General features: G+C 44.2%; 12 protein-coding genes. 8 read left to right on the top strand and 4 right to left on the bottom strand.

What is annotated here, in order from left to right; translation table 11 throughout:
- Positions 1 to 294 precede the first annotated feature (294 nt).
- Complete coding sequence (gene udp / locus VHA02S_RS01225) at positions 295 to 1,053, top strand: uridine phosphorylase (protein ID WP_038899100.1); 759 nt, start codon at positions 295 to 297, stop codon at positions 1,051 to 1,053.
- Positions 1,054 to 1,215: 162 nt separating this feature from the next.
- On the opposite strand, the gene VHA02S_RS01230 is transcribed toward udp, so the two are convergent.
- Both VHA02S_RS01230 and VHA02S_RS01235 read right to left on the bottom strand, forming a co-directional pair.
- Positions 1,216 to 2,376 (bottom strand): DUF1887 family protein, encoded by a 1,161-nt coding sequence (locus VHA02S_RS01230; protein ID WP_005437515.1) that lies wholly within the window; start codon positions 2,374 to 2,376, stop codon positions 1,216 to 1,218.
- Between the two features lie 165 nt (positions 2,377 to 2,541).
- Positions 2,542 to 4,533, bottom strand: coding sequence for a methyl-accepting chemotaxis protein (locus VHA02S_RS01235; RefSeq protein ID WP_005446660.1), 1,992 nt, complete (start codon positions 4,531 to 4,533; stop codon positions 2,542 to 2,544).
- A gap of 235 nt (positions 4,534 to 4,768) precedes the next feature.
- On the opposite strand from VHA02S_RS01235, the gene hinT reads away from it, so the two are divergent.
- From hinT to VHA02S_RS01270, 7 genes are all read left to right on the top strand, one after another.
- Positions 4,769 to 5,119 (top strand): purine nucleoside phosphoramidase, encoded by a 351-nt coding sequence (hinT, locus tag VHA02S_RS01240; protein ID WP_005446662.1) that lies wholly within the window; start codon positions 4,769 to 4,771, stop codon positions 5,117 to 5,119.
- Between the two features lie 128 nt (positions 5,120 to 5,247).
- Complete coding sequence (locus VHA02S_RS01245) at positions 5,248 to 6,645, top strand: COG3014 family protein (RefSeq protein ID WP_038899110.1); 1,398 nt, start codon at positions 5,248 to 5,250, stop codon at positions 6,643 to 6,645.
- The gene (locus VHA02S_RS01250; RefSeq protein ID WP_005446667.1) at positions 6,645 to 7,037 is read left to right on the top strand and encodes a YcfL family putative periplasmic lipoprotein; all 393 of its coding nucleotides are present in this window, start codon (positions 6,645 to 6,647) and stop codon (positions 7,035 to 7,037) included. The genes VHA02S_RS01245 and VHA02S_RS01250 overlap by 1 nt, the downstream gene beginning before the upstream one ends.
- Before the next feature lie 87 nt (positions 7,038 to 7,124).
- Positions 7,125 to 7,715 carry a penicillin-binding protein activator LpoB gene (gene lpoB, locus VHA02S_RS01255; protein ID WP_005431666.1) on the top strand — a complete coding sequence of 197 codons (591 nt, stop codon included), beginning with the start codon at positions 7,125 to 7,127 and terminating at the stop codon, positions 7,713 to 7,715.
- Between the two features lie 43 nt (positions 7,716 to 7,758).
- Positions 7,759 to 8,640, top strand: a complete 882-nt coding sequence (thiK, locus tag VHA02S_RS01260) for a thiamine kinase (protein WP_005446675.1) — start codon at positions 7,759 to 7,761, stop codon at positions 8,638 to 8,640.
- A gap of 75 nt (positions 8,641 to 8,715) precedes the next feature.
- Positions 8,716 to 9,255 (top strand): alpha/beta hydrolase YcfP, encoded by a 540-nt coding sequence (gene ycfP, locus VHA02S_RS01265; RefSeq protein WP_005446677.1) that lies wholly within the window; start codon positions 8,716 to 8,718, stop codon positions 9,253 to 9,255.
- A gap of 526 nt (positions 9,256 to 9,781) precedes the next feature.
- Positions 9,782 to 11,071 (top strand): NAD(P)/FAD-dependent oxidoreductase, encoded by a 1,290-nt coding sequence (locus tag VHA02S_RS01270; RefSeq protein ID WP_005446679.1) that lies wholly within the window; start codon positions 9,782 to 9,784, stop codon positions 11,069 to 11,071.
- Positions 11,072 to 11,157: 86 nt separating this feature from the next.
- On the opposite strand, the gene VHA02S_RS01275 is transcribed toward VHA02S_RS01270, so the two are convergent.
- Entirely contained in the window at positions 11,158 to 11,706 is a 549-nt protein-coding gene (locus tag VHA02S_RS01275; protein WP_005446680.1) for a GNAT family N-acetyltransferase, read from the bottom strand.
- A 71-nt stretch (positions 11,707 to 11,777) separates the two neighbouring features.
- Entirely contained in the window at positions 11,778 to 12,548 is a 771-nt protein-coding gene (locus tag VHA02S_RS01280) for a peptidoglycan binding protein CsiV (protein WP_074050253.1), read from the bottom strand.
- Between the last annotated feature and the right edge of the window lie 3 nt (positions 12,549 to 12,551).

The following is a 12,551-nucleotide window of genomic DNA, read 5'->3' on the forward strand; positions in this document are numbered from 1 at the left end:
TATTAAGAATTAGCCTGAGGCGGAGACGTCTCAGGCTTTTTTATATCTGTTAATCGAGATGGTCTTAGTGATGGTTTCGTTTGGTGAATCACTGATTACTATGCAATGAAATGATCTTTTGGTCTGTAAAGTGTGATCCAAACCGTTTTTATTTGAAAGTGTAGATTTATTACATTGTTTCATTGTGATTATGATCACTCAATGTTGGTAAAAGGTTCGCTACAGTGCATCTGTACCCAACAACTTATTAATGAGCTTATTGTTTACAAAATAAGCCACAACAAGGAGCGACTTATGTCTCAAGCTGTATTCCATTTAGGTGTTACTGAAGCTGATCTTAATGGTGCTACTCTAGCAATCATTCCAGGCGATCCAGCACGCGTACAAAAAATCGCAGAAGAAATGGAAAACCCAGTATTTCTAGCAAGTCACCGTGAATACACGCTATACCGTGCAGAGCTAGACGGTAAACCTGTTGTGGTTTGTTCTACAGGTATCGGTGGTCCATCTACTTCTATTGCAGTAGAAGAGCTAGCGCAACTTGGTGTTCGTACTTTCCTACGCGTTGGTACTACCGGCGCAATCCAACCACACGTAAACGTAGGTGACATGATCGTTACGACAGGTTCTGTTCGTCTAGATGGCGCGAGCCTACACTTTGCTCCAATGGAGTTCCCAGCAGTAGCAGATTTCGAAATCGCAACAGCAATGAAAGCTGCAGTTGAAGAGTCTGGTGCAACAGTTCATATGGGTGTGACTGCTTCAAGTGACACTTTCTACCCAGGTCAAGAGCGTTACGATACTTTCTCTGGTCGTGTTGTTAAGCGTTTCCAAGGTTCTATGCAAGAGTGGCAAGACATGGGCGTTCTGAACTTCGAAATGGAGTCAGCAACATTGCTAACCATGTGTGCAAGCTCTGACCTGAAAGCAGGTTGTGTGGCGGGTGTAATCATCAACCGTACACAAAAAGAGATTCCAGATCATTCAACTCTGAAAGAAACGGAAGCTCGCTCAATTAAAGTTGTAGTAGAAGCCGCTCGTAAGATGCTTTAAGTACAACATTAGTTGGCATTTAAACAAACGGGAAAAACCAGAGGTTCGCCTCTGGTTTTTCTATCTGTTCGTTTTGTTTGGGTGCAACAACTTTAAACCTGACGCAATAAAAAAAAGCAGCCGAGAGGGCTGCTTTCCCATTTTTTGATTGGAGGTTAAAAACTAGATTTCGTCAGAACCGCCAGCGGCTTCAAACCATGCAGAAAGGTGAGTTTTGAGATCTTTGAGTTCATCAGGACCGATCAGTGCCAAACCTAAATCTTCTGCACGAGTGATGTCATTATGGCGCAGTGGGCGGAAGCTCACCAACATCGCTCTTGCTTGTAGACCGCCAAGAAGATCACGCAGCGATTCAAGTTTGTAGAGCGTGTCATCGCCATCGTCACGCATGCCTTTGGTTTTACATTCGATGATGTGAAGCTTGTTGTTCACCACCGTTGCCACGTCAAGCTCATTACGAACTTCACTTTCACCGAGTTTGCGATAAACCTGCACGTTCAACGAACGGTCTTGAATGGTCGGCATGGTGTCTTGAATTTGTTTAACGGTGCTGTGAACCAGAGTTTCTAACCACTCACCATTTGAGAAGCGGCGTGCATCTTCGTCAGCAAACGTCAGTACGCCGTTTTCGTAAGTGGCGATTTGCGCTTCGACCAAGTCGGTCAACAACATGTTCAGTTCACGGTAGCCTTGTTGTTTCTCAGAAAGCTCAACATCTAGCTTTTGCTCTTTACGACACGTTGTTGCAAGGTAGTTTAGTGTAGCAAGACCAGGACCAAGCTCTAACGCGTTAGACGCCCAGCGCTCGCCAAGTTCATACAGCTTTTGGTCAAGTTGAGGAGGAAGGTCTACGTGGTGGAATTCACCGCGCGCACCGAAAATTGTAAGGTAGTCAGAAATCGTAATGTGGTCTTCTACTTGCGTGTCTTCTTTGCCATCTGGGTAAAGCCAGCATAATTTGTCACTGTTTGGCTCTACAACGAAGATTGGCCAGCGATAAGTACGGAAGACTTCGTACACGGAAAGCAGACGGTGACGAAGACCACAGCTTGCATTGAGTTTAACTTCTTCGCCTCGGTCGTGGAGGTCTTTTGCCAATTTGTGGACAGATTGTTTGATCAGAGAAGTGTTTACTGCAGAAGGAATTTCAAAGAATTCGGAAGTAATTTCTCGCTGCTCTAATACTGCGCTCAGTCGCTCGTACATATCGGATTGGCTTTTGTCGCCGATGAAGACGATATGTGTACTTACAGTGCGATTATCCAAAAGAGGAGTGACTAATCTCACTGGATCTTGGTCGATAATACCAACATGAACAGCCATAGGTTTTCCTTCTTATTTGGCTTGCTCGAAAAGAGAAAAGAAAAGGGATGAGCAAGCCATAATAACCATATGTAGACAAGGCTCATAAAAAACAAGGGTGACTTTAATAAAAAGTCACCCTTATACAGTTGGTTGCAATAAATCCGCTACTTGTCGCGTTCGATTTTATAGCTTAAATCGATGAACCAGTTCATTTTGCTGATGCGCAAGTTGCGTCATTGATTCGCTGGTTTGCGCAATGCTAGACATCGCGTGATAGCTTTGGTCTGCAATGCTATTGATGTCTTCAATGCTGCGTGCAATATCGGCAGAAGTCTCGCTCTGCTCAGCTGCCGCCTGAGATATATGCGTGCTCATTTGGCTGATTTCGATGATCAGTGCTTGGATTTCTTCCATTGAACTGTTTGCTTTTGATGCTTGTTCCACCGACATTTCCATATCACTCATACAACTTTGAATCACCTGACTCGCGGTTTGTGAACTGGTTTGTAGGTTACTGATCATTGACTCAATCTCAGTTGTCGATTGTGTCGTCTTGGAAGCTAACACTCGAACTTCGTCGGCAACAACTGCAAAACCACGACCTTGCTCGCCAGCACGTGCTGCCTCAATGGCCGCATTCAGTGCGAGTAGGTTGGTTTGTTCAGCAATGTTACGAATTACATCCAGAATAGAGCCAATTTGCCCACTCATTTTCTGCAATTCAGAAACCGCAGACACTGATTCGTTTAAACGTGTCTCAAGTTGGTTGATGGTCGAGATATTGCTGTTCATCACGTTGCGTCCTTGGTCAGACGCTGTCTCAACACGTTGTACCATCTCTAGCGAGCCTTGTGCACTCTGCGCGACTTCTTGTACTGAGTGAGACATCTCAGTCATTGCTGTCGCCACATTAGCGGTTTGCTCACGTTGAGAATTCAATTGTGTTTGTGCTTGTGAAGAAGTTTGCTCGTTGGTTGATGCGGTTGTTGCTAAGTTGTCTGATGCATCGTTTAGTTTCACAAGGATGTTGTGCAGGCTATCCGCGAGCGTATTGATGTGACCGCTCACACGGCTGAATTCGTTGTTGTAACGGTTGTCGATACGTTGCGTCATATCGCCTTCTGTAAGGCCTTCCAACGCTTTTAAGATACGAGTTAGTGGTTCACGAACACTTTGCGCGATGTGGTAGCCGATCGCTGTTGCAAAGAGAACCACAATAACAGCAATGACAATCGCTTTAGTCACGCCCGCTGAGTAGATGTCCCCAGCGTCAGCGAGAGACTCGTTCAGCTTGTCGGTTGCGGTTGTGGTGAATTGTTCAAGAATTGCCATGCTAGAGTCTACTTTTGTCGCTAGGTTAGCAATGTTGTTGTACAACGCAGATCGAGCCGATAAGTAACTGTTGTGTTGATCCAATACTCCGCCACGCATACCTACGTCGCGAGTAAACTGCTCAACGGATTCGCCGAAGGCTTTTTGCAGCTCAGGCAGTTGTGTCACAAGTCCACGGAACGCGTAGTTTAGGTGCGTGACTGCTTTACGGTTTTTTGCTACCGCTTGAGTTACGAATTCTGGGTTGGTACTTGCCAGCGCATCCGAGGTAATAACTTCAGCATCTTTTAATTTAATGAAGTAGCTTTTTGCCATCACTTTCACTGAGATGCTGGATTGATCTGCAACGTATTCTTTAAGACCAACAGAAAGCTCTGTGTTGAGCTTTTGGAAACGACGCGATGATTTTTGCACTTCTTCTTGTGCAGAGAACATTGCTTCATAGTTGTCCATGGCTTCTTTTGCTTCGGTAAAGTAGCTCTGCTCAAGTTCTTTAAGTTGAGAAAATGGTTCGGCAAGAGAAGGGTAGATTTGACTCGCGATTTCAAGTTGACTCAATGTCCCTTCAAAGCGCTGTTGAGATTTAGCAAATTCCTGACGCATTTCATCCATGCGTTGTTTATTCTCTGTGGTCAGGAAATCCTTAAAAGATTTATCTGCTGAAAGCAGTTCCACACTGGTCTGGTTAGATAGTGAAACAAGTGGTAGTGAAGACTTGGATACTGTCTCAAACTTACCGTGAATATCATTCATGCCCCCCATCATAATGGCAATCGTGACCGCAAACAGGACGATGATTAGCGCGAAGCCTGCATACATCCGTTTAATAACTGAACCTCGCATAAGTGAGCTTCCTCTCCCAAAAATAGACAAGATAAATAAGAAATGTCTTAAAAAAGTAACAAAATTCATTGGATTGTATTGAGTTTGAGACGCACGTTTTATGACGGACACGACAAAAAAAGCTTCAACGTAACGGCTTATATTGATAATGTTAAGTGAACACTGTTTTTTATTGAGCTCGCTTTTGGCTTAGCGCATACTAAATAGGTTACACACCTTATAAAATGGAGTACCCATGGCGGAAGAAACCATCTTTAGCAAAATTATTCGCAAAGAAATCCCTGCAGATGTCCTTTACCAAGATGATTTAGTAACGGCGTTTCGTGATATTAATCCGCGTGCACCAAGCCACATTCTTATCATTCCAAATAAGCTGATCCCGACAACTAATGACGTGGAAGCCGAAGATGAAGCGATGATGGGGCGCATGTTCACGGTTGCGAAAAAGCTGGCTAAAGAAGAAGGCATTGCAGAAGACGGTTACCGTTTGATTGTAAACTGTAACTCACATGGCGGTCAGGAAGTCTATCATATTCATATGCATCTAGTGGGCGGTCGTCCTTTAGGTCCAATGGTATTGAGCTAATCTATTAGAAGTGGATGAAGCAGTTCATCCACTTCTTTATACCCAAGCACTTCGGGATGTTTGGCTCAGCCAATATTTTGAAATTACTTGGGTATATTTCTGTGAACGACACATTTGTGGAGATAAATGTGAAACATGGTGTGAAGCTATTTGGATTGATGAGCTGGGTCCTACTTGCTACGGGATGTGCGAACTTATCCGCTGGCAATCTGTTCAGTCATTACAGCGACCAAAATAAAGAAGTCTACCAAGCGGTGGTTGCTGGTGAATACGCCAAAGCTGAACAACTGCAATCAAGTGATGTAGGTGGCGAAATCCTTGGAAACTTTGAACAAGGAAGAATTTCGTTTCTTGCTGAGGATTACCCTACCAGCTTGAACTCATTAGAAGAAAGCGATCGTGCAGTTCGTAAACAACAAGATCGTGCAACCATTTCTGTTACGGAAACAGCAACCAGCGTTGGTTCTCTTGCCGTTAACGACAATCTAAATGAATATCAGCCTGCCGATTATGAGCTCGGCTTTTTGCATTTGTACTTAGGTTTAAACTATTTGCAAAAGAATGATCTCGAAGGTGCGCTGGTAGAAATGCGCCGTGCTAACCAAGTGCAAGAAGCAGCGAAGAAAGCACGTGAAAAGGAACTAAAACGCGCAGAGAAGGATCTTAAGAGTCAAGGCATGTCGGCGAACCTAGGTAGCGTGCTTGCAAACTACCCAGATGCGGGTAAAAAGCTAAGTTCAGTACAAAATGGCTACTTGTTCTATCTGTCGGGTCTTTTATATGAAGCGTCACGAGATTTGAATAGTGCGTATGTAGATTACCGTCGTGCCCTTGCGGTGATGCCAAACAATAAGCAAGTGATTGAAAGCACCATGTATGCCGCAAAAAAGCTCGGCATGCGTGAAGACTTACGTTTACTTGAAAAACGTTATGGTAAAGCACCTTCAGGGTTGGGTAAGTCGCAAGGTCGCGTGATCGTGATCGACGAACAAGGTGTTGTAGAAGCATTACAAGGTTGGCGTATAGATTTGCCTATATATGACAGCCGAGGTGATGGTGCAATTTATTCGCTCGCATTACCTTATTACCCAAAAAGTGGAACGCAGCGTTTCGGCGATGTGGCATTGAATGGTAGCAAATTACCATCGAGCACTTTAGTTGATGTTAACTCGATGGCTCAAAACGATTTGAACGAACGTTTAACGACGATTGTTATTCGTCAGGCAATTCGTGTTTGGGCAAAAGACCGAATTCGAAAAGAAGCAGCGAAGAAAGGCGATGACGTCGGCAACATTCTTTTCAATGTTTGGAATACATTAACTGAACAACCTGATACCAGAAGTTGGCAGACGCTCCCGGGGACGGTGAAAACGGCTTCGAAAGTGGTGAAGCCGGGCAAGCAGAATCTTAACTTAGGTGATCAGGTGTATCAATTTGACGTGCCAGCACAACAAACCACGTTGGTTTGGGTGTCCCGTCAGGGATCGCACTCAACAGTGTGGCATAAACAACTAGGGAGGTTGTAATGAGAGCATGGCTTATAGGCTTAGCGGTGATCATTGGTTTAGCCGGGTGTGCTGACAACACCGCAGGTATCCGAATTGATGGTCAAACTCAAAAGGTGTTTTTTAATGACAATGTTTTGGGTAGCCGTTTGTTAGTTGACAACATCACAACGACTTACGTGGATGATCGCCCACGAGGTGTCGTGCAGTTAAGCAGTAACTACAAAGGTGACCAGCACATTCTTTATCGCTTTTATTGGTATGACAATACAGGTCTGGAAGTGAACACCAAACCTGGTCCGTGGCGCAAAATGATTGTGCGTGGATTCGAACAGGTGACTCTGTCTGAAGTGACGGTGAACCCAAACGGAACACAATTTCGCGTACAAATTCGCGAAGCAGATGATAACTAACTCAACTCGAGTAACACAATTTCGGCGGCTATGCTGCTTTGCCAAGGTGGAGGCACCTTGGTATGAAACACAAACTAAGGAACTCTCATGAAAAAAAGTATTATTGCTCTTTTAGGTCTTGCCGTCATTCTGGGTGGTTGTTCAAACAAGGTCTCTTACGGTGATGCGCAAGCGACAGAAACAACTACGATTGATTTCGGCTCGACGGATCTACAAAAAATTGCTGGCGAAATGGTCGACAGCATGATGATGTCAGGTTCAGTGGCAGCAATTACTCGTGACCAACGTCCTATCGTGTTTGTTGAGCGCATCAAGAACAAAACAAGTGAGCACATCGATACTGAATCTATTACTGACACTATCTCTACTAAGATGCTGAACTCTGGTAAGTTCCGTTTTGTAGACATGGATCGTGTGGAATCTGTTCGTGAGCAACTTAACTTCCAAAACACTGACGAGCTAGTGAACCAAAGCACAGCTATCCAATTCGGTAAAATGGTCGGTGCGCAATACATGCTTTACGGCAACCTTTCTAGCATCGTGAAAAATGCAGGCAGTGACAAAGACGTTTACTACAAAATGACGATGCGTCTAATGGATCTAGAAACAGGTCTGATTGAATGGGCGGATGAAACAGAAATCCGTAAAGAGCAATCTAAGAGCCTATTTGGTCTTTAATTGATTCTTTTTGGTCATATGACCTTGAGTGGAGAAGTCATTCATGGCGTGGTTTTCTTGGCAACAAGCGAAACAGTTAGATCCGAGTTTAAATACTCTTGATGGCTTCTTTACTTCACCACCAGTGAAGGTTCAAACCGTCACTGGTGGACTTACCAATCGTTGTTGGCGGTTGGAATCTTCAGAGGGTCTTGCGTATGTCTGGCGACCAACCAGTAACGTATGCAAGACCTTTGCTATATCTCGCCATAACGAATATCAAGTGCTCAATGCAATCGCCCCGCTTAACCTCGGACCTAAACCTGTCTTTGTTCATGAGCAAGGTTTGCTAGTGGAGTGGGTTCCGGGTGAGACATTGACTAAGCCTGGTATCGATATTGATGAATTATTGCCAATCGCTGCTGCTATTCATGAATATCCTTCGACGGCGATTCCTTTGGTTCCTTTCTCTTACTTGTCACGAATTGATCACTACTGGTTAGAGCTAGGTGGTAAGTACATTGGTACAGAGTTTGAAACCTTGTATCGAAAATGGCGGTCGGAACCGAGTGTTGAACAAGTTCCCGTTGCACTGTGCCACTTCGATCTTGGTTGTTATAACTTGGTTCGTGGTGAAGAAGGGGTGAAGGTCATAGACTGGGAATACGCCGCTTTATCTGATCCAAGATTAGACCTCACTTTGATTTTGCAGCTTGCCGATGTGCCAATTGAGCAGGGTGTTGCTCAGTATTGCCAGATTCGTCAAATTGATGATGTGTCTCTGTGGCTGGAAGGCGTACGTGCGTGGATGCCAAGGACCATTATGATGGCGATGTTATGGTATTTGATCGCCTACAAATTGTGGGATGATGAACAATACTTAGACAGTGCGAATGAGTTTAAAGACTTATTATGTATGGAAGATCACTGTTTTGATAACTCATGACTTTTTCCTCTTTAACCATAAGGAAATAGTGGTAGTTTAAAGTGAAGTACCAGCAAGTCACAGGGAGAGGTACACATGATTATTTACTTGCACGGCTTTGATAGTACAAGCCCAGGTAACCACGAAAAAGTTCTTCAATTGCAATTCATCGATGATGACGTTCGTTTCATCAATTACAGCACACTTCATCCTAAGCACGATATGCAGCACTTGTTGAAGGAAGTGTCTAAGGTCATCGACCAAGCGAATGACCCAGCCCCACTTATCTGTGGTGTTGGTCTTGGCGCATATTGGTCAGAGCGTATCGGTTTTCTTTGCGGCATTAAGCAGGTGATGTTCAACCCAAATCTGCATCCAGAGAAAACGATGGCAGGTCGCATTGATCGTCCCGAAGAATATGAAGATATCGCGACCAAATGTGTCGAGCAATTCCGAACCAAAAACCAAGATCGTTGTTTAGTGATTTTATCCAAAGAAGATGAAATACATGACAATTCGAAAACTGCGGCAGAGTTGGACAAGCATTATCAGATTATTTGGGATGAGAACCAAACGCACAAGTTCAAGAAAATCTCTCATCATCTGCAAGCGATGAAGGCATTCAAGAACGCATAAATTGCCCAATAGATAAAAATTTAACTACCTTTAAACAGCACTTCAAGAAGTGCTGTTTTTGTATCTATTGGTTTTGACTCTATCGCACTGATTCTGCCAAATTTTACATTTTGTATCGATTTATCGGCTTGATTTATCGATTTAACCTTTTGTGGCACGAAAACGTTACCGTCAAGCAGATGAAAAGTAGTCAATCCGTATCCAGAGTAAGGATTTTTGTTGCCATCAAAGGATTGCTCTATATAATGAACTTGGTAAAAATAATTTGATAAATATCAAAAAAAATTGAGAGCGAGTAAGAAACTTGCCCATTTTTTGTCTGAGATCGTGTGTTTCAGGCGAATAATCCGATGGACCATAAGCCGAAAACAAGAGTAGGCAATAACATGATGGCATCGGGATTTATCCAAAAAGTGAGCTCACCTCTAGAGACCAAAGAATTCATCGGTTGGATGTATGACCGCAGCGTAACTGTGAGTCTACGTCGAGCTGAACCCATATATTCATTTTTGTAGAGGATAACATTGTGACACGCATTATCGTTGTAGGCGGCGGTGCTGGTGGCCTTGAGTTGGCTACCAAACTGGGCCGCACTCTGGGTCGTAAGAACCGTGCGCAAATTACACTGGTAGACCGTAAAGCGAGCCACTTGTGGAAACCACTGTTGCACGAAGTGGCAACAGGCTCATTAGACGAAGGTGTGGATGCATTGAGCTACCGTGCCCATGCCAAAAACCATTGCTTCGATTTCCAAATGGGTAGCCTTCAAGACATTGACCGTGAACGTAAAGTGATCATTCTAAGTGAACTAAAAGACGAACATGGTGAACTTCTGATGCCAAGCCGTGAACTGGAATACGATATTCTGGTTATGGCAATTGGCTCTACGTCAAACGACTTCAATACGCCTGGGGTTCGTGAAAACTGTATCTTCCTCGACAGCCCTGAACAGGCGCACCGTTTCCGTAGTGAAATGAATAATGAATTCTTAAAACTGCATGCAAAAAACGGTAACGGTACGGTAGATATCGCGATCGTTGGTGCGGGTGCAACTGGTGTTGAATTATCGGCAGAGCTTCACAACGCAGTAAAAGAATTACGTACGTATGGCTTCGGCGATCTTGACTCTAGCAAACTAAATGTAAACCTAGTTGAAGCAGGTGAGCGCATTCTGCCTGCGCTTCCACCACGTATCTCTTCTGCAGCGCATCAAGAGTTGGTTAAGCTAGGTGTAAACGTGCGTACTGCGACCATGGTGACACAAGCGGACAAAGACGGTTTGACTACCAAAGATGGTGAGAAAATCCCTGCACAAATCATGGTATGGGCTGCGGGTATCAAAGCGCCTGATTTCATCAAAGATATTGCCGGTCTAGAAACGAACCGTATTAACCAATTAGTCGTGAAAAACACGTTGCAAACCACTCGTGATGACGACATCTTCGTTATCGGCGACTTGGCTCAATGTACCCAGCCAGATGGCTCATTTGTGCCGCCACGAGCTCAGGCTGCGCACCAAATGGCAAGTCAAGCGTTCACTAACATTGTGGCTAAGCTTAATGGTCGCGAGCTTAAAGCATACGAATACAAAGACCACGGCTCTCTAGTGTCTCTAAGCCGCTTCTCAACCGTTGGTAGCTTGATGGGTAACTTAACCAAAGGCTCTATGATGGTTGAAGGTCGCATCGCACGCGTAGTTTACATTTCACTGTACCGTATGCACCAAATGGCGCTACACGGTGTGATTAAAACGGGTTTGATGATGCTGGTTGGTCGTATCAACCGCGTATTGCGTCCAAACTTGAAACTGCACTAATTTGAATTTTTGGTTCTTTGTTGAAGATTTGGCGAGAGAATCAAATAACAAATAGAAGAAAAGCCACCGCATGTCGGTGGCTTTTTTCATTCCAAGTCATTGGGTAACAGTGAATAAACGACCCCATCTTTTGGCTTCCCATGAAAGATAAATCGGTTTCTGGCAATCGCTTCTTTCTGTGCACCAACAGACTCAATTAAAGCCTGACTGGCTGTGTTATCTAAATCACAGACGATTTCTACGCGAGTCAAATTGAGTTTAGCGAAGCAGAACTCGGCAAGCGCGCGGATTGCCTCTTGAGCGTAACCTTTGCGTTGATAACGGTCCGCAACCCAATAGCCAATGCTTGCCATATTGAAGGTATGATAAAGCTCATTGACAGCAGCCATACCAACAAGGTTATCGCTACTTCGTTCATAAATGCCAAAACCAAACGCTTCTGTTTTTACCCAGTTCAGTCGCGTAGCGAGCAAGAAATCTTGCGCATCTCTTAGTGAGACATTTTCATCACACCAATCTAACCATTGGTGTAGGGAAGGGGATTCTGCCAGTATGCGTTGTAGAATATGGGCTTCCTCAGATGGGATTAATCTGAGAGCCAAACGAGGGGTTATGATTTCAAAATCTGGACTCATACAACTTCCATGTTAGATTTCAAATAAAACAAAGCGCAACAAGTGCTGCGCTTTGTTGTTGGTACTGTGTTTTATTGTACTCGACGAACTTGAATGATCATCCCCATTAATGGGTTATCTAAGTAGTGGGTTTCGCCACTGCGCATACGACGCTTCTGATCCATTCGGAAGCTCTTCAAGAATGTCTCTTCAGTCACAGTCGGAGAGACTTCTGCTAAGTTACCGACTTGCACGTTACCATCGACTTCGCCAAATTCTTCAGACAATTGTTCTGAAGGTTGCGATTCAATGTGAACCTCCCGAACACTCGGTTCACGTAAGTCCATCGTTGTCTCGGCAAACAAATAGTGCTGAACGTAGATTTGTAATTTGCCATCTAACTCATAAAGTGGACCTTTAACGCTTTCTTCGCTATAGCCATCGGTCGCTAAGGAATGTGCATTGCCAGTGATTGAGCTGCCATCTGGATTATATGATCCTGAAAAATCACGCCCGCCAACAATGCGGAAAACTGGTGCACTTGCTTTACCACGGTCACCTTGACGCCACGCTACGTGCTTCAATACTTTAAAGCCTGCATGGTTGTTAAGTGCTGCTTCTTGAGCGTTCAATCTGTAAGAAGAACGAGGAAGCAGGGTGACGCCTTTTGATTGACGGTAAGAATCGCTTTGTAAGCTGCCGACGTTACTCATTTCGATAGTTGGCAGTTTGTTTGGCCATGATTCACTGGTACTTTCAGCGTCGACTGCTCGCTTGAAAATAATTACTTCAATATCAAATTGACGCGCAGCCCATGATGGCATTGAGACACAAAGAAGTAATAATGGGATCAGTATTCTCATTCG

Source organism: Vibrio harveyi NBRC 15634 = ATCC 14126 = KCTC 12724, from assembly GCF_001591145.1.
Taxonomy (GTDB): Bacteria; Pseudomonadota; Gammaproteobacteria; order Enterobacterales; family Vibrionaceae; genus Vibrio; species Vibrio harveyi.